At 60.9% G+C, this 18,460-nt stretch carries 13 protein-coding genes; 9 read left to right on the plus strand and 4 right to left on the minus strand.

All coding sequences use genetic code 11. From position 1 onward, the window contains the following. The first annotated feature begins 168 nt into the window (after positions 1-168). The 4 genes from AC1Q67_RS19805 (at position 169) to AC1Q67_RS19820 (ending at position 6,360) form a co-directional block, all read left to right on the plus strand. On the plus strand, positions 169-1,455 hold the full coding sequence (locus AC1Q67_RS19805) for an N-acetylmuramoyl-L-alanine amidase (RefSeq protein ID WP_492236665.1): 1,287 nt from the start codon (positions 169-171) through the stop codon (positions 1,453-1,455). A gap of 195 nt (positions 1,456-1,650) precedes the next feature. Continuing rightward, the gene (locus AC1Q67_RS19810; protein ID WP_492236664.1) at positions 1,651-4,143 is read left to right on the plus strand and encodes a penicillin-binding protein 1A; all 2,493 of its coding nucleotides are present in this window, start codon (positions 1,651-1,653) and stop codon (positions 4,141-4,143) included. An 89-nt stretch (positions 4,144-4,232) separates the two neighbouring features. Further along, positions 4,233-5,364, plus strand: a protein-coding gene (gene prfB, locus AC1Q67_RS19815; RefSeq protein WP_152527601.1) for a peptide chain release factor 2 whose coding sequence is annotated in 2 segments (ribosomal slippage) — positions 4,233-4,301 and positions 4,303-5,364 — 1,131 coding nt in all. Because the reading frame shifts where the segments join, the coding sequence is not laid out codon by codon here. Positions 5,365-5,427: 63 nt separating this feature from the next. Then, complete coding sequence (locus AC1Q67_RS19820) at positions 5,428-6,360, plus strand: DMT family transporter (protein WP_492236663.1); 933 nt, start codon at positions 5,428-5,430, stop codon at positions 6,358-6,360. Between the two features lie 12 nt (positions 6,361-6,372). On the opposite strand, the gene AC1Q67_RS19825 is transcribed toward AC1Q67_RS19820, so the two are convergent. Next, entirely contained in the window at positions 6,373-7,725 is a 1,353-nt protein-coding gene (locus AC1Q67_RS19825) for a peptidoglycan DD-metalloendopeptidase family protein (RefSeq protein ID WP_492236662.1), read from the minus strand. A 99-nt stretch (positions 7,726-7,824) separates the two neighbouring features. Next, the gene (locus AC1Q67_RS19830) at positions 7,825-8,544 is read right to left on the minus strand and encodes a peroxiredoxin (RefSeq protein ID WP_492236661.1); all 720 of its coding nucleotides are present in this window, start codon (positions 8,542-8,544) and stop codon (positions 7,825-7,827) included. A gap of 283 nt (positions 8,545-8,827) precedes the next feature. Here AC1Q67_RS19830 and AC1Q67_RS19835 point away from each other — a divergent pair, with 283 nt between their 5' ends. Both AC1Q67_RS19835 and AC1Q67_RS19840 read left to right on the plus strand, forming a co-directional pair. Further along, positions 8,828-12,448 (plus strand): YhdP family protein, encoded by a 3,621-nt coding sequence (locus AC1Q67_RS19835; protein ID WP_492236660.1) that lies wholly within the window; start codon positions 8,828-8,830, stop codon positions 12,446-12,448. Beyond that, positions 12,445-12,888 carry a PaaI family thioesterase gene (locus AC1Q67_RS19840; RefSeq protein WP_492236659.1) on the plus strand — a complete coding sequence of 148 codons (444 nt, stop codon included), beginning with the start codon at positions 12,445-12,447 and terminating at the stop codon, positions 12,886-12,888. The genes AC1Q67_RS19835 and AC1Q67_RS19840 overlap by 4 nt, the downstream gene beginning before the upstream one ends. 15 nt (positions 12,889-12,903) lie before the next feature. Here AC1Q67_RS19840 and tyrS read toward each other — a convergent pair whose 3' ends face one another. Continuing rightward, positions 12,904-14,157 carry a tyrosine--tRNA ligase gene (tyrS, locus tag AC1Q67_RS19845; protein WP_492236658.1) on the minus strand — a complete coding sequence of 418 codons (1,254 nt, stop codon included), beginning with the start codon at positions 14,155-14,157 and terminating at the stop codon, positions 12,904-12,906. A 156-nt stretch (positions 14,158-14,313) separates the two neighbouring features. Here tyrS and AC1Q67_RS19850 point away from each other — a divergent pair, with 156 nt between their 5' ends. Both AC1Q67_RS19850 and AC1Q67_RS19855 read left to right on the plus strand, forming a co-directional pair. Further along, entirely contained in the window at positions 14,314-15,411 is a 1,098-nt protein-coding gene (locus AC1Q67_RS19850) for an anhydro-N-acetylmuramic acid kinase (RefSeq protein WP_492237153.1), read from the plus strand. Positions 15,412-15,620: 209 nt separating this feature from the next. Beyond that, positions 15,621-16,295, plus strand: a complete 675-nt coding sequence (locus tag AC1Q67_RS19855) for a glutathione S-transferase family protein (RefSeq protein ID WP_492236657.1) — start codon at positions 15,621-15,623, stop codon at positions 16,293-16,295. 71 nt (positions 16,296-16,366) lie between these two features. On the opposite strand, the gene AC1Q67_RS19860 is transcribed toward AC1Q67_RS19855, so the two are convergent. Next, entirely contained in the window at positions 16,367-17,014 is a 648-nt protein-coding gene (locus tag AC1Q67_RS19860) for an alpha/beta hydrolase (protein WP_006020406.1), read from the minus strand. Positions 17,015-17,255: 241 nt separating this feature from the next. Here AC1Q67_RS19860 and AC1Q67_RS19865 point away from each other — a divergent pair, with 241 nt between their 5' ends. Beyond that, positions 17,256-18,419, plus strand: a complete 1,164-nt coding sequence (locus tag AC1Q67_RS19865; protein ID WP_492236656.1) for a cysteine desulfurase family protein — start codon at positions 17,256-17,258, stop codon at positions 18,417-18,419. Positions 18,420-18,460 lie beyond the last annotated feature (41 nt).

An 18,460-nucleotide genomic window follows, 5' to 3' on the forward strand; every position in this document is an offset into this window, starting at 1 on the left:
AACCGTCAGCCTCTCCTACATACGTCGAATGGTCGTTTCTGGCAAGGGAAGCGTCACAGCGCTGCAACACACTCGGGTAATCGTCTCCCGCTCGGTAAGGAGCCGTTAACTGCGCGGTTCTATTGCGGTATGAGGTGTCCGGAGGCTGCGGATTCGTTGACGAGCCACATGAATTATCGCGCATTTCGGGTGGTTGCGCAGGTGTGCGCCGCAGCATTCCTGTGCCTGCCGATTCCCGAGGCGATCGCAGTCGAATCTCAGCCGCCGCAGCCAGCGGTTGCGGCCGCCTTTCCAATCGCCTCCGACGTGCGCGTGGCGGGCGACGACAAGCAGACCCGTTTTATTCTCGACCTCGACCGCAAGGTTGATGCCCGGGCGTTTGTGCTCGGTGATCCGTATCGTGTCGTCGTCGATATTCCGCAGGTCACCTTCAATCTCCCCGCCGGTGTGGGAAAGGAAGGGCGGGGTTTGATCCGCGCTTTTCGCTACGGCCTTGTGATGCCGGGGGGATCGCGGGTGGTTTTCGACCTGACCGGTCCAGCCAGGATTGAAAAGACCTACGTCATCGATCCGGCGAACGGGCAGCCTGCGCGTCTCGTGGTCGAACTGGCTGCGGTGGAACGATCGGCGTTCAAGGCATCGTCGCCGGGCGAGGACAAGGTGCAACTGCGGCCAGCGATCGTCGCCGACGCCAGTGGGGCCGCGGTTGAAACGACAGGTACGACCAAGGCCGCAAAGGTCACCGATTCCCGTCCGGTCATCGTGATCGACCCCGGCCATGGCGGCGTCGACAACGGCACACAGGCAGCTACCGGCGAAAGCGAAAAGATGCTGGTGCTGGATTTCGCCAAGGCGCTGCGGGATCGGATCGAGAAGGGCGGCAAGTTTCGGGTCGTGATGACGCGTGACGACGACACCTTCGTTCCTCTCGGGGAACGGGTGAAGATCGCCCGCGCCAATACGGCGGCGTTATTTGTTTCCATTCACGCCGATGCCTTGCCCAAGCGGGAGGGCGATGCCCAGGGCGCGACCGTCTATACGCTGTCGGAGCGCGCCTCCGATGCGGAGGCCGAGAAACTTGCCGAGGCCGAGAACAAAGCGGACGCCATCGCGGGCATCAACTTGACCGAGGAGCCGGCGGAAGTGGCCGATATCCTGATCGAATTGACCCAGCGAGAGACTCGAACGTTTTCAAATCGCTTCGCCCGTACCCTCGTAAACGAGATGAAGAGCGTCGCCCGCATGCACAAGCACCCGCTGAAATCAGCGGGGTTCAAGGTCCTGAAGGCGCACGACGTTCCGTCTGTGCTGGTCGAACTCGGCTACGTCTCCAACAAGGATGATCTCCAGCATCTGGTCTCCGAAAGCTGGCGGTCCCGCACTGTCGGTTCCGTCGCCCAAGCCGTTGACGCATTCTTCGGAAAGCGCGTGGTTTCCACGGGTCCTTCCAATTAAGCCCGTTCAGATTGAATTCGCAGGGTAATTGCTGCCGAGGCCCTAGTTTGGCCACAGCGGCGGCTCTATAGAAAATCGGGCCAGGAAGAGACCAGAATCGATCCACGCACGGATAGCGGATGGTATAGTTCGGTTTGGAAGCCCGGTCGTGTGCCTCGGGTGATCGCGCCAGATGTTTAAAGACGGATACTGACGATGCGCTTGCTACTGCGGTTCATGGGCTTTCTGTTTGCGGCTGGAACGATCGTGTTCCTTGTCGGCGTCGCCGCAGTCGCTGGAGCGATCTGGCACTTTTCGAAGGACCTGCCGGATTATTCGCAGTTGCAGGACTACGAACCTGCGGTGATGACGCGTGTTCACGCGGCAGACGGTTCGCTGCTCGGCGAATACTCCAAGGAGCGCCGGCTTTATCTGCCGATCCAGGCGATTCCGAAACCCGTGATCAATGCGTTCCTCGCGGCAGAGGACAAGAATTTCTATGAGCACGGCGGCATCGACTTCACCGGCATGGCCCGCGCGGCGGTTCTCTACGCACAGAATTACGGTTCCAACCGCCGCCCGCAGGGTGCGTCCACCATCACACAGCAGGTCGCGAAGAACTTCCTTCTGACCAACGAAGTCTCGTTCAACCGCAAGATCAAGGAAGCCTTGCTGGCGATGCGCATCGAGCGCACCTACACCAAGGACAAGATCCTCGAGCTGTATCTGAACGAAATCTATCTCGGCCTCAGCGCCTACGGCATTGCGGCTGCATCGCTTGTCTATTTCGACAAGTCGGTCAACGAACTCACCATCGCGGAAGCTGCCTATCTGGCAGCGTTGCCGAAGGCGCCCTCGAGCCTGCATCCTGTACGTAACCGCGATCGCGCCATCGAGCGCCGCAATTACGTGATCGACCGGTTGGCCGAAAACGGCTGGATCAAGCAGGCCGATGCCGTTGCCGCCCGCAAGGAGCCGCTGGTGGTGACATCGCGTTCCAACGCAGCGCATATTTTCGCGGGCGAGTATTTCGCTGAAGAAGTCCGCCGCGACATCTTCGAGCGGTACGGCGAGAAGAAGCTCTATGAAGGCGGCCTCTCTGTCCGTACATCGCTCGATCCCAAACTTCAGATGATGGCGCGCAAGGCAATGGTCGCCGGGCTCGTCAAGTTCGACGAGGCTCAGGGCTGGCGCGGCGCACCGCACAAGATCGATCTCGTCGGCGACTGGGGCGTGAAACTGGCCGAGGTCAAATCGCTCTCCGATATTTCGCCGTGGCGGATGGCCGTGGTGCTTGAGACCAGCGACCAATCGGCCCGTATCGGCTTTCAACCCGGCCGTGAGCTTGGCGGCGCGGTCTCCAAGACTCGCGAAACCGGATTGATCTCGCTGGACGGCGTCAGGTGGGCAAAGGCAGCGGCTGGTCCGACACGCTTCAAGACGCCGACCGCGGTGACGCAGGTAATTGCACCCGGCGACGTGATCTATGTCGATCCACTCCTCGACAAGGACGGCAACAAGGTCGAAGGGCAGTACCGGCTGCGTCAGGTGCCTGAAGTTTCCGGCGCGATGGTTGCGATGGATCCGTGGACCGGCCGCGTCGTGGCCATGGTCGGCGGCTTCTCGTTCGACCAGAGCCAGTTCAACCGCGCGACGCAGGCGTATCGCCAGCCGGGCTCGTCCTTCAAGCCGATCGTGTATTCGACCGCGATGGACAACGGCTACACGCCGTCGACCGTCGTTGTGGACGCACCGATCGAAATCGATCAAGGGCAGGGCGCGGGTGTCTGGCGTCCGGAAAACTACTCCACCGGCAAGTACTACGGGCCGACCACGTTGAGGAACGCGCTGATCCGGTCGCTGAACACGGTGACGGTGCGTCTCGCGCAGGACGTCGGCATGCCGCTGATCGGCGAGTACGCCAAGCGCTTCGGCATCTATGACGAGTTGCCGAACTATCTGTCCTACGCGCTTGGCGCAGGCGAAACGACGGTGATGCGCATGGTCACCGCCTATTCGATGTTTGCCAACGGCGGCAAGCGCGTGAAGCCGACGCTGATCGATCGCATTCAGGATCGTTATGGTCACACCATCTTCAAGCACGATCAGCGTGAGTGTCGCGGCTGCGATGCCGGCGAGGGCTGGAAAAACCAGCCAGAGCCTTCGCTGGTCGACCGCCGTGAGCAGGTTCTGGATTCCATGACCGCCTATCAGATCACGTCGATGATGGAAGGCGTCGTGCAAAGCGGCACCGCGACCGTCCTGCGTGAAGTGGGCAAGCCGATCGCCGGCAAGACCGGCACGACCAACGACGAGAAGGATGCCTGGTTCATCGGCTTCTCGCCCGATCTCGTGGTCGGCGTCTACATCGGCTACGACAAGCCGCGAAATCTCGGCCGAGGCGGCACCGGCGGACATCTTGCAGCGCCGGTCGTCAAAGACTTCATGAAGCTGGCGCTTGCCGACAAGCCTGCTGTGCCCTTCCGCGTGCCTGCCGGTATCAAGCTGATCCGCGTCGATGCCAAGAGCGGCATGCGCGCCGGGCCGGGTGACAGCGGCCGGACCATCCTCGAAGCCTTCAAGCCCGGAACAGCGCCGCCCGACAACTACTCGGTTATCGGCGTGGCCGACGCAGACGGGCGCTCACCCGGCGTTTCGCCGGATGCAGACCGGGCCATCTTCCGGCCGGGGACCGGCGGCCTGTACTAACGCAACCTGATAAAGTTGCGCTGCTCACCGTCAGCCGTTACATCCCTCACGTCCTTTGAATCGCGGTCTTTCCGCAAGCTGGAATTGTCATGCGTCCTGAAATCGAACGCCTTGTTGAAGAGATCAAGCAGTCAGTCGGGCTGCTGAGGAGGCATCTTTGACGTTGATGCTGCCACGGCTCGCCTCGCCGAACTGAACGCTCTCGCCGAAGATCCCAATCTCTGGAACGATCCGCAGAAAGCCCAGAAGCTGATGCAGGAGCGGACCTCGCTCGAGAATCAGCTCACCGGCATCGGCAAGATCGAGCGGGAGCTCGAAGACCAAACCGGCATGATCGAGCTTGGTGAGTCCGAGAAGGACGAGAGCGTCGTCCTGGAAGCCGAGAACGCGCTCAAGGCTTTGAAAAAGGACGTCGCGAAGCAGGAGCTGGAAGCGCTGTTGTCCGGTGAAGCCGACAGATTCAATACGTACCTCGAAGTCCACGCCGGCGCCGGCGGCACCGAGAGCCAGGACTGGGCCTCGATGCTGCTGCGTATGTACACGCGCTGGGCGGAGAAGCATGGGTTCAAGGTCGAATACCTTGAAGAGACCGAAGGCGAAGAAGCCGGTATCAAATCCGCGACAATCCAGATCAGCGGCCACAATGCCTATGGCTGGCTAAAGACCGAGGCAGGCGTGCATCGGCTGGTGCGGATATCGCCGTTCGATTCCAATGCGCGGCGGCACACGTCGTTCTCAAGCGTTGCCATTTTCCCGGTGGTCGATGACAGCATCAAGATCGATATCAAGGAATCGGACGTGCGCACCGATACGATGCGTTCGGGCGGCGCTGGCGGCCAGCACGTCAACAAAACCGAATCCGCGGTGCGGCTGACACATATTCCGACCGGCGTTGCCGTGGTTTGTCAGGCCGGCCGTTCGCAACACAAGAACAGGGCGCAAGCCTGGGACATGCTGCGCGCGCGGCTTTATGAAATCGAACTGAAGAAGCGCGAAGAGAAGGCCGCCGCCGATCAGGCTGCCAAGACCGATATCGGCTGGGGCCACCAGATCCGATCGTACGTGCTGCAGCCGTATCAGATGGTGAAGGATCTGCGCACCGGTGTGCAGACCTCCGACACGTCCGGCGTGCTCGACGGCGATCTCGATGACTTCATGGCGGCGACGCTGGCCCAGAAGGCCTTCGGCACTACGCCGGGCGCCATCGAGGACGTGGATTAAACGCAGAACCGGGTTGTCGCGAAACGGGTGGTTTAGCCCCGGGCCTCTGCGTATGGCTTTGCCATGGCTGTGGTCCAGGAAAGACTTCCCGAAACCGACCTGCGGATGGATGAGCGCGACTGGTCGCGGCTGATCTTTCTGTCGGTTCTCTGGGGCGGCACGTTCTTCTTTACCGGCGTGGCTTTGAAGGAATTGCCGCCGCTCACGCTGGTTTTCATTCGTCTGTCGGTCGCGACCCTGATCCTTCTGCCCGTGCTCTGGGCCAACCGCATCCCGTTTCCGGCGGGCATAGCGGGATGGTGGCCTTACGCGGTGATGGCGCTGATCAACAATGTCATGCCGTTTTCTCTGCTTGTGATGGGCCAAACCTACATCCCAAGTGGCATGGCGGCGGTGGTGAATGCCACCACTCCGGTTTTCACCGTTCTGGTAGCGGCGGCGTTCGGCGAGGAGAGGCTGATCCTGCGGCGTGTTGCCGGAGTGCTGCTCGGTCTGTGCGGCGTTGCTATCCTGAAAGGATATGAATTCGACATCAGTTCGCGGCAGAGCATCGGCATCGCGCTCTGCCTTGGTGCTACGACCTGTTTCGGTTTCTCCGCCCTGTGGGCGAGGCGCAAACTGGGCGGTGCTCCGCCCATCGGAGCCGCGACCTTTCAATTGCTTTCAGGGGCCTTGATGATGCTCGTTCTGGCGAGCATCTTCGATCGGCCATGGCAGTTACAGATGCCGGGACTGACCACATGGCTGGCGGTTCTTGGACTGGCGTCGCTCTCTACCGCGCTCGCGTTTATTCTCTTCTTTCAGATTATCGAGCGTTCGGGCGCCAGCAATGTGATGCTTGTGACGCTTCTCGTTCCGATCAGCGCAATCCTGCTCGGTTACTTCTTCCTCGACGAAAGAATTGAAGCCCGCGAAATTGTCGGCGCACTTGTTATCGCAAGCGCTTTGCTGGTGATCGATGGGCGCGTTTTCCGTGTGTTCGGCCGGTCAGGATAAATCGAGCCCGATCTATCCCTGACTGAGGCGGACACCGGCACGGAGAAACTTCTGCGGGTCCACCGCATCGCCGTCGATCCGTGTTTCATAATGCAGGTGAGGGCCGGTGGATCGCCCCGTGGAGCCAACCTCGCCAATCACCTGGCCGATTGCGATACGCTCGCCAACCTTGACGTTGATAGCCGACAGATGTCCGTAACGCGTCGACAGGCCGTTGCCGTGATCTATCTCCACCATGCGGCCATAACCGCCGCTCCATCCCGCATTGACAACCTTGCCGTTCGCAGTGGCGCGAACCGGATCACCGGTGGAAGCGCGAAAGTCCAGTCCGCTGTGCATCGCGGGGCGACCGAGGAAGGGATCACTGCGCACGCCGAATCCGGATGAGAATTCGACATTGCCGACAACCGGCTTGCGATAAGGCACAAGCGACAGGGTACGGGTGAGTTTATCGACCTGCGCACGCGTCAGGTTGATGCGGTAAAGCTGGCGTTCAAATGCCTCGGCGGTTGACGGCGGTTTCACCGGTATGAACGGTCCGCCCATTCCACCCTTGGGAGTTGCAGCCTCGAGCTGCGCCATATCGAGACCGAGATCTGTAATCACGCTGCGCATCCGGCGCATCCGCGATTCATAACCTTCCTCGACGGAGTTCAGGGTCGCGGTCTGCCGTCCTTCGACCTTGTCGAGTGCGGTCTGCAGGTTCGACAGGACGTTGTCGACACCGCTAGCCTTGGCAAATTCGGTGCGCGGGCGGGCAGCCGGTGGCGTTCGGGATTCAAGCCGCGCTTCGCGGTCGGGCGGTGTAACGAAGATCACCGTATCGTTGATCGGCGACGGTTTGGGCATTCCTGTGGTCGAGCCGGCGTCGGTCGACTGCGGTCCGCGCGCCGCCGGCTTGATCGAACCGGTAGGGGCGGTATCCGGCATTGCATTGAGCGCTGCGGCACGCTGCTCCAGCAACGCCTGCCGCCGCATGATCTGGTTGAGCTTCTGGTCGTACTGTTCCTGATCGAGCAGCTGACGGCTGGTGGTGCGATCGACGCGCGCACGCAGCTCCGCAATGCGGTCCTCGTAGGCGTACTGCATCTCCGCCTGGCGGGCGATCAGGCGGGTCAGAACGTCATCGCGGAAGGCAAAATAGGTGGCCGTCGCCGCCGACCACGCGCCCATGATGACGATGGATCCGGCCACGATCCAGAACACGACTGGTCCGAACCGCACGGCCTTGCCGTGATGGACAATGGTGTAGCCATTGCGGTCGGGTCGGTGATGACCATGCGCCGGACGCCGCTGAGGCGCCCTTGCATGATCATGCCCGTGGTGGTGTTGCGGCTCGGAATAGTGGGCGGAACGGCTCGACATCGGTACTCCCGCACCGACCGAAAACTGCTCCGGACGGCTCAATTACAGGCACCGATTTGAACCGTTCATGGTTAATTTTCGGGAAACGGAATGGGATTGCTAGGCGAGGCGCGCCGCCGCGAGGACCTCGTCGGCATGGCCATCGACTTTCACATTGCGCCAGATTTTGACGATCCGGCTATCGCCATCAATCAGAACCGTTGTCCGAGAAATCCCCATGAACGTCTTGCCATACATCGATTTTTCGCCCCAGACGCCATAGGCCGTTAGCATTCCGAGTTTTTCATCCGACACCAGCGGAACTGTCAGTTCATGCTTGTCGCGAAACTTCTCCTGTGCGGCGATCGGGTCGGCCGAAACGCCAAGAACGGCAGTCCGTGTTTCGGCGAAGGCATCGGCGAGCCGGCTGAAGGCAATAGCCTCAAGGGTACATCCCGGCGTGTCGGCGCGGGGATAGAAGAAAATCACCAGTTTGCGCCCGCTGTAGTCCGCGAGCGATACGGACCCTCCGCCGTCGCGCGGCAGCGAAAACGCCGGCGCCAGCTGCCCCTCGGCGAGGGCCCCTGCATTGCGGACGACGGGAGCTGCGGTCTTCCTCGCAGGCGCCCGCTTCGGGCGGGAACGCTTGGAGGCAGCGGCTGAGGTCTTTTTTGTCGCGGGGCGTCGTGCCGCCCCGGTTTTCGCCTTGGCTTTCTTTGCTACTTTCCGGGTGGCGGCTGCACCCCCCTTTCTGGAGGGGGCCCGCTTGGCGGTCTTGGCTTTTCCGCCCTTGGGCCCTGATGTCGATTTGGACGATTTCTTACGCGTTTTCTTGGACATACGCCTTCCTTTCGTCGCTTTCAGCGGGGTATTTTGGGATTCGCGAGACTCGCAATCGGATCATTAAAGCCGCCTTCTTCGGCTGGGCAAATCTGACGTCCCCGAGGTATGGTGAATAACCAGTACAGAATTAACGACTTTCCACGGCGGCGGCCGAATAGCGGACGATACAGAAAACTAAGACCGGGCTTTTAGTCTGGCAGCACATCGACGGAGCGAGTCTCCAATTTGACGCTTTGACGCCCGGCGGCTCGACCAGGCTGACTATCGACACCGAGAGGCAATGCCGAGATCAGAGCCCAAGAAAGCCTTCGCGAAGGCTGCAGACGAGCACCGGCATTGGGACGATTCCGGATGGAATCACCATGACGATGCGGCGTGTGATCGGGCGATCAAGCTCCTCAATCGGCCAAGCATCGGAATTCATCGCGTTACGGACTGGTTTCGCGGACTGCGCCGCAGGATCGCAGGCAGGGTGTGGATCGGACGCACTGCCGTCGTCCTGATGTCGCTCGGCCTCATATTCGCCGCGGGCTTTGGAGCGTTGTGGCTGCGGCTTGGCGCCGGTCCGGTCAATCTTGATATCGTCACGCCGTGGCTGGCAGCGGCGATCGAGGAGAATATCGGCCGCGACCACACCGTGGAAGTTGGAGGCACGCAGATCGAGCGTGCCGGACGGATCAGGATTGCAGTCCGGCTGCGCGACATCGTTGTGCGGGATCGGGCAAGCAATATCGTTGCGAGCGCTCCAAAAGCCGAAGTGAGACTGTCCGGTACGGCGCTGCTGATGGGGCGTTTGCGCGCCGAGACGCTTCGTCTTGTTGGAGCCGAGCTTGCCGTCAGGATCACACCTGACGGACGCGTGATTGTTTCAACCGGTCAAAGCAACAGTCCGCTCGCGACCGGCAAGGTCCCCGTTAAGCCCGAGCCTCAAGCCGTTTCCGCCCCGCCGCCGCTACCATTCCAGGCATCGCCCGCGCCGTCCACGGTTCCGGCCACATCGGCCGCTGCTTCGAATGGTACAGGGGGGCTGCTCGCCGCGCTTGAGTGGCTGGACAGTCTCAGCGCCAAAGGGCTTGACGGTCAGAGCCTCAACGAAATCGGACTGCGCAATGGTGTGCTGACCGTCGAGGATCAGCGCAATGGAGGCGTTCTCAATTTCAAGAACATCAGCCTCAGCCTGCGGCGACCGCTCGGCGGTGGCGCTGCTTTCAGCGTCGGGGAAGAAGGCAAGAACGGCTGGGAACTGAAAGTGGCCGTGGGTGCGCCGTCGAACGGTGTGCGCTCGATCGATATTAGCGCAAACAAGGTCCCGACCAACAATCTGCTGCTCGCCGCCCGGCTGAAGGACTTTACCTATGCGGCGGACATGCCGCTCAGCGGCGAGTTCAAAGGCGAAATAGGCCGCGACGGGCTCCCAACCTACTTCCGGGGCGAGATTGTCGCCGGCAAAGGCACGATCGTCGATCTTAACGTACCGGACTATCCGATGATGATCGACCACGCAGACGCGCGCGTCGAATGGGATGCCGGGCGCCGCGTCATGGTCGCGCCATTTCATGTGAACTCGGGCGCCAATCGCATCACGTTGCTCGCGCATCTTGAGCCTCCCAACGACAGCATACCGAACTGGCAGCTAGGCTTGAGCGGCGGAACCATTCTGCTTGCCGGTAACGACGGAGAAGCGCCCTCGATCTTCAACCGCATCGCCGTCCGACTACGGTTCGATACTGAAAACCGGCGTGTGCTCTTGACCCAGTGCGATATCAGCAACGGCGAGATAGGCATCGCTGGATCGGGCAGCCTCGATTATTCCGGCGATGCGCGTTTGAGGCTGGGCATGGCGGCGACGCCGATGCCTGTCGCCGTGCTGAAGCGCATCTGGCCCGTCCTGATCGTGCCGGAAGTGCGTGAATGGATCACGGAGCGGGTGGATCGGGGGACGGTCCAGCGGCTCGATGTTGCCGTGAATGCGCCTGTCCATACGCTCGTGCGCGGTGGCCCGCCAATTCCGGACGATGGCCTGTCGGTGAATTTTCTGGCGACCGGTCTCACCATTCGCCCGGTTGACGATCTGCCGCTCGTTCGTGATGGCGACATGAAGGGCCGTGTCAGCGGCCGCACCGTCAACATCAATGTCGGACAGGGCGCGGTCGATACGCCGGCCGGAAGACGGTTGAACATTTCCGATCTCACATTCGAGGTGCCGGATCTTGCGCCGAAGCCTGCACCAACCAAGGTCCGCTTCCGCGTTGATGGACCGGTTCCGGCAGCTGCCGAGATTCTGCAATCGGATCGGTTGCGCGATGTCGGCGACACGGTCATCGATCCCAATTCGAGCAAGGGAACGGTGTCCGCGATCGTCACGCTTGCGATGCCTTTGAAGAACGCATTGACCAAGGCTGACACCACCTATTCGATCAATCTCGACCTTGGCGCGCTGGCCGTCGACAAGCTTGCGATGAACCAGAAGCTCGAAGCAAGCTCACTCAAGGTTGTCGCAGACAATCAGGGTTATCGGGTAAGAGGCGACGTCAAGATCGGCGGGCAGCCGGCGGCTCTCGACTATCGCAAGAACAACGAAGGCGATGCCGATGTGCGCGTTTCGGCGACGCTCGACGATGCGGCGCGTGCACGCCTTGGCGTCGATCTGGGACAGAGCCTGAGCGGCGCCATTCCCATCAAGCTGACCGGAAAGATTGCGGGCGGCGAGGGCGACAATCGAGACAACCGCTTCGGCGTCGAAGCGGACCTGACCGCGGCGCGGATCGACAATCTGCTGCCGGGCTGGACCAAGGTCGCCGGCAAAACCACCAAGATGACTTTCAACGTCGTTCAGAAACCTCAGGGCACTCGCTTCGAGGATATCGTCGTCGAGGGCAACGGCACGTCCATCAAGGGCTCGCTGGAAATCGACGAGAAGAACGACCTCGTCAATGCATCCTTCCCGACCTTTGCTCCGTCGGAGGGCGACAAGGCAAGCCTGAAGGCCGAGCGCCAGCCGGACGGAATGCTCAAGGTGACAATGCGCGGCGAAGTGTTCGATGGCCGTGGTTTCATCAAGAGCGCGATGTCGGGCAGGGATCAGAACGCCAAGGAAAAATCCAAGAATTTTGACATCGATATCGATGCCAAGCTTGGCGCGCTCGCGGGATTCTATGGCGAGGCGGTTCGCAGCATTGACCTGAAGCTCACGCGCCGCGGCGGAGCGATCAGAGCGTTTTCGCTCAATGGCAAGCTGGGACGCGATACGCCCGTGATCGGCGATCTGCGCGGGCGGGCGCAGGGGCGCGATGTGATGTATCTCGAGACGAACGACGCAGGAGCGTTTTTCCGTTTCACCGACACCTATGCAAAAATGAATGGTGGCAAGATGTGGGTGGCGGTCGATCCGCCGACATCGGATACGTCACCCCAGGAAGGATTGCTGAACGTCCGCGACTTCACGATCAAGGGTGAAGCGGCGCTCGATCGTGCGGTCGCGAACGCGCCGGGCGCGAATTCGCAGGGCGTCGGGTTCTCCGGCATGCGCGCCGAGTTTACCCGTCAGAGCGGTCAGTTGCGGGTCAAGGATGGCGTGCTTCGCGGCCCGACAATCGGTGCGACCATCGAAGGTCTCATCGATTATCCGGTCAATCAGGTGAAGATGAGTGGGACCTTCGTTCCGCTCTATGGCCTGAACAACATGTTCGGGCAGATTCCCATCGTCGGACTGTTTCTCGGCGGCGGCAGCAATGAAGGCCTGATTGGCATCACCTACGAAGTTGTAGGAACGCCCGGAGCCCCGGTTCTCCGGGTCAATCCGATTTCGGCAATGGCCCCCGGTGTGTTCCGCAAGATCTTCGATTTCAACACCGGCCGGCAGGGTGTTCCCACCGACTTTACGACGCCGCATCAGCAGTGACCGCATTTCAGGTTCAGGATCCCGATTTTGAGGCGCGTGTCCGAAGGACGTTCGCAGGTCAACCGGCGTTGACCACGCTTGGAATAACCTTGTTCAAGGTCGGGCCGGGAACCCTTGAGCTGCGGATGCCGTATGACATGAGATTCTCGCAGCAGAACGGTTTCCTGCACGGCGGGATCGTTTCTGCGGGGCTCGATACTGCGTGCGGGCTGGCGTCCTATACGCTCATGCCTGCAACAGCGGACATTCTCACCGTCGAGTTCAAGATCAACCTTCTGGCGCCCGCCAGAGGGCAAACGTTCCGCTTTGTCGGCAAGGTTGTGAAACCCGGGCGCACGCTGGTCGTCTCGGAAGGCCATGCTTATGCCAGCGACGACGAACGTGAGAAACTCATCGCCACCATGTCAGCAACCATGATGACGATGCAGCGCCAGGATTAGGCACCCGCCGGATTCCTAGACCGGCTTGAGCAGCACATGCTTCTTGCGGCCCATCGAGAGCTTTATCACGCCTTCCGGCGTCAACTCCTTCGGTGTCAGGACCATCTTTTCATCGACGATCGCGACATCGTTGACACGCAGGCCGCCGCCCTTGATCTGACGCCGCGCTTCGCCGTTGGACGCCACAAGGCCTGCCTTGACGAACAGCCCGAGCACCGGCGCGCCGGCATCCAGTTGGGCGCGCGAGATTTCCAGCGTCGGCAGATCGCTGGCGATGGCGCCTTCCTCGAAGGTCTTGCGCGCGGTCTCGGAGGCAGCATCCGCCGCTTCGCGACCGCGAATGAGCGCCGTCGCTTCGGTCGCGAGCACTTTCTTGGCTTCGTTGATTTCCTGGCCCTTGAGCGCTGCGAGTTTCGCAATCTCATCCATCGGCAGGAGAGTAAACAGCTTCAGGAAGCGCTCGACGTCGCCATCCTCGGTGTTGCGCCAGAACTGCCAGTAGTCGTAGTCGCTGAGAAGGTCGCCATTGAGCCAGACAGCTCCGGCGGCGGTCTTCCCCATCTTGGCGCCCGATGATGTTGTCAGCAGCGGACAGGTCAGTGCGTAGAGTTGATGCGTGCCCATTCGGCGGCCGAGGTCGATGCCGTTGACGATGTTGCCCCACTGGTCGGAACCGCCCATCTGCAGGTTGCAGCCGTAACGCCGCGACAGTTCGACGAAATCGTACGATTGCAGGATCATGTAGTTGAATTCGATGAACGACAATTCCTGCTCGCGCTCGAGCCGCATCCTCACCGAGTCCATGGTCAGCATGCGATTGATGGAGAAATGCCGGCCAACGTCGCGAAGCATCTCGATGTAGTTGAGCGCCGTCAGCCATTCCGCATTGTCGGCCATCGCCGCATCGGTTTTGCCCGCGCCGAACTTGATAAGCTTCGTAAAGGTTCCCTTGATGCTTTCCTTGTTGGCGTCGATCTGCTCGTAGGTCAGAAGCTTGCGCGTCTCGTCGCGGCCGGAGGGGTCGCCCACGCGTGTGGTACCGCCACCCATCAGGACAATGGGTTTGTTGCCGGTTTGCTGAAGCCAGTGCAGCATCATGATCGAAAGCAGGTGCCCGACGTGCAGGGACGATGCCGTGCAGTCGTATCCGATATAGGCCGTCACATCGCCCTTGGCGGCAAGCGCGTCGAGACCAGCGGCATCCGAGATCTGATGGATGAAGCCCCGGGTCTGAAGGACGTTGAGGAAATCGGACGTGTAGGCGCTCATGGCGGCACTCTTTAAAGATTCAGCTATTTAGCGTTTATTTGGGCCTGTGGTGTATCAGGTCCGGTGTTGGATTCAACCAAGCGTATTCGGCAAAGTCTGCATCGCCTGGACTGGAAATACGCGTAAATGAGGGCATTTCTGCCCGGAGGTGAGTCGTTGCTGAAGGCGATCGGGTTGATGAGCGGCACGTCCCTCGATGGGGTCGACGTCGCGCTGATTGAGACTGACGGTGAGCGTATCGGTGCATTCGGCCCGACCGGTTATCGCGCCTATGCCGACGGCGAGCGGAATCTGCTGAGGCAGGCGCTCGCCGACGCTGTCTCTGTTACCCAACGCAACGCGCGTCCCGGCAAGCTGGCTGACGCCGAGCAATTGGTGACACGCGCGCATGCCGCTGCGGTGGAAGATTTCCTGCGAACGAACAAGTTGTCGCGCGGCGACATCGATGTCGTTGGTTTCCATGGGCAGACAGTTCTGCACCGTCCCGAACAGAAACTGACCGTGCAGATCGGCGACGGCAACGAGCTTGCGAAAATGCTCGGAATACGGGTCGTTTTCGATCTTCGTGCCGCTGACGTCGCTGCGGGTGGGCAGGGTGCGCCGCTGGTGCCGGTGTATCACAGCGCCTTGGTACGGATGCTTGGCCGTTCAACTCCGACAGTGGTCGTGAACATCGGCGGCGTTGCCAACATCACCTACATTGACGGCGAGACATTGATCGCGTGCGACACCGGCCCCGGCAATGCGCTGCTGGACGACTTCATGCTGCGCAGGACAGGCGAAGCGGTGGACCGCGATGGGCGCACTGCGGCCAAGGGGAGGCCCGATGGTGCATGGATCGCAAAAGCATCAAGCCGTCCGTTCTTCACTGCGCCGCCGCCGAAGTCACTCGATCGAAATGACTTTGCCGCACTGACCGTCGACGGTATGAGCACGGAGGACGGAGCGGCGACCCTGACCGCTTTCACGGCGGCTTCGATCGCGGCGATCACGCCGATGCTGCCTCAGGTTCCCGCAGGCTGGATTGTAGTTGGCGGCGGCGCCAGCAATCCGACCCTGATGCGGGCGCTGAACGAGCGACTGGCGCCCGCCGCTGTCACGCGTGGTCACGAACTCGGATGGTCCGGAGATGCCATCGAGGCCCAGGCCTTCGCCTACATGGCTGTTCGCAGTCTCAAAGGGTTGCCGCTGACCTTTCCGGGAACGACCGGAGTGGCCGTGCCTCTCACGGGTGGTGTTCTCGCGAAACCGTGACTTCATGCACTTGCATGGACCTTGACAATTTCATGCGCCCGCATTTAATTTGATGCAGGTGCATGGAAGGGAATCGCGATGCTGGTCGCCGAGCTTATTTTCGCAGTTCAAATCATTCGTGATGGCGTTTGGCGCTACATGCGTCAGACAACCTCGGATGTTGAAAGCGACCGACCGCCACCATGCTCGCATGAGTGGAGGAAAATGACATGACCGAGAAACTCAAGCTTATCAGCCATAAGCTCTGCCCCTACGTCCAGCGTGCGGTGATCTCCCTGACGGAGAAGGGTGTGCCGTTCGAGCGGATCGATATCGATCTCGACAACAAGCCCGACTGGTTCCTGAAGATTTCGCCGCTCGGCAAGGTGCCGGTGCTTCAGGTTGGCGACAAGGTGGTTTTCGAATCCGCCGTCATTCTCGAATATCTCGAGGAAACCCAGCCCAAGCCGCTGCATCCGAAGGATGCGCTGACCCGCGCCGAACATCGTGCGTGGATGGAGTTCGGCTCGGCGGTGCTGGGCGACATCTGGGGACTGGAAACGGTCACAGATGAGGCGGCGTTCAACGTCAAGGTGAAGCAGGCCACCGAGAAGTTCGCACGTCTTGAAGCGCGGCTTGTCGCGGGTCCGTGGTTCGATGGCGATCAGTTCTCGCTGGTCGATGCGGTGTTCGCCCCGGTATTCCGCTATTTCGATACGATCGATCAGATCGGCGACTTCGGTATTCTCGCCGACAAGCCGAAGATTGCGCGCTGGCGCAAAAGTCTGCGCGAGCGTCCGTCAGTGGCCGGGGCCGTGAGCGCCGAATATCCCCAGTTGCTGCGAGCCTTCATGAAGAAGCACAAGTCGTATCTTTCCCAACTGGACCGGCGTGCTGCTGCTTAAAGGCGCAGGTCCAGTAAATGAAAATGGCGCGGATGCTGTCCGCGCCATTTTTGTATCGAGAGGCTGGATGTTCAGCGGACGTTGGCGAGCCGCATGTCGAGATAGGACGTCACCGACTCCATCAGCGGCTCCATCTTGTCGACGAAGAAATGGTTGGCGCCGGGAATGACCTGCTGATCGATCACGATTCCCTTTTGCGTCTTGAGCTTCTCGACCAGCGTCGTGACGTCTTTCGCAGGAGCGACGATGTCCTTGTCGCCATGGACGATCAGCCCGGACGACGGGCAGGGCGCGAGGAACGAGAAGTCGTAGCGATTGGGCTCCGGCGCGATCGAGATGAAGCCTTCGACTTCGGGACGGCGCATCAGAAGCTGCATGCCGATCCAGGCGCCGAACGAGAAGCCGGCAACCCAGCAGGCACGCGCTTCGGGATTGATGGTCTGTGCCCAGTCGAGCGCGGATGCGGCATCCGACAACTCGCCGGTGCCGTGATCGAATTGTCCCTGGCTGCGGCCGACGCCGCGAAAGTTGAAACGCAGTACCGAAAAGCCGCGCGCCACGAACGCGTAATAAACCTGATACACGATCGGGTGGTTCATATTGCCCTGGAACTGCGGGTGCGGATGCAGCACCATGGCGATCGGCGCGTTCTTCTGCTTCGCCGGGTGGTAGCGGCCTTCAAGACGGCCGGCAGGGCCGGTGAAAATGACCTCAGGCATCAAAGTTCCTTTGAAGCGTCGTTGTGCGGGCCGGCTGGCCTTAAGCAACGATATGTCTCTCGAATGTTGTCAGGGCGCGCGGTACGCGCGATGAACGGCTGCCGCGTTCTAGCATGGGGCAAGGGGCAAAAAGCAAGCATATTGAGCCTGCAGGAACTATCTAGGAGGTCCGGATTGCTGATTATTTTCATGCGATTGTGCGGTAAAGCGCCCTTCGGACCGGACTGGATCGTCAGACGTTATGCGTGATCGCGTCTATCTCGACTGGAATGCCACCACGCCGCTGCGGACGGAAGCCCGCGCGGCGATGACGGCTGCATTAGACGTCAGCGGCAATCCGTCGTCCGTGCACAGCGAGGGCCGTGCCGCCCGGAAGCTTATCGAGGACGCGCGCGGAGCGGTCGCTGCCGCCGTCAGCGCGGATCTGCGGAATGTTGTCTTCACGTCCGGCGGCACTGAGGCGAACATGCTGGCGCTGACGCCTGGGCTGCGCCGAGGCCGTGGGGAACCGGTGCAGCGGCTGATTGTCTCGGCCATCGAGCATCCGTCGGTACTCGCGGGAGGACGATTCGCACCCAACGCTATCGGGAGTGCGCCGGTACTCCCCTCGGGTGTGATCGACCTGGAGAGTCTTGCAGCTTTGCTCGCGAATGGCCCGCCGGCTCTGGTTTCGGTCATGCTGGCGAACAACGAGACCGGGGCGATCCAGCCGGTTCCCCAGGTCGCGGCGCTGGTTCATGAGGCCGGGGGCATCCTGCATGTCGATGCGGTTCAGGCATTTCTAAAAATACCAATCAATATCAAGGCGCTCGGCGCGGATATTCTCACGGTTTCTGCGCACAAGATCGGCGGCCCCAAGGGCGTCGGGGCGGTTGTCGTCGCCGACGGACTGGAAGGATGGAACGCGCTGGTACGTGGCGGCGGACAGGAGCAGGGCCGCCGGGCCGGAACCGAGAATGTCGCCGGAATAGGGGGCTTTGGAGCTGCCGTGAGAGCCGCAGCCGGTTCCATGGACGTTGACGCGGCGCGCATGAAAGCCCTTCAGGCGCGCCTTGAAAGCGGCCTCAGGGACCATCGGGACACCGTGATCTTTTCGGATACCGCGCCACGGCTTCCGAACACCACGTTGGTGTCGGCCCCCGGACTGAAAGCTGAAACGGCGGTCATTGGTTTCGATCTCGAGGGCATCGCGGTATCGTCAGGGTCGGCTTGTTCCTCCGGGAAAGTTCAGCCCTCGCACGTTCTCCAGGCGATGAAGGTCGATCCGGCGCTTCTGCGTGGAGCTATTCGCCTCAGTCTGGGCTGGGACAGCACAGAAGCGGACATAGATCGGTGCCTAGAGGCTTGGAGAAAGCTCTCAGGTGTATTAGGTAAAGCTCATGAAATCGGGCTTGAACGGTTCTAACATTCGCGCAGTGCGTGTGTTCAAGCTACATACAACTTAAG

This window comes from Afipia sp. GW823-FHT06G09, from assembly GCF_058794875.1.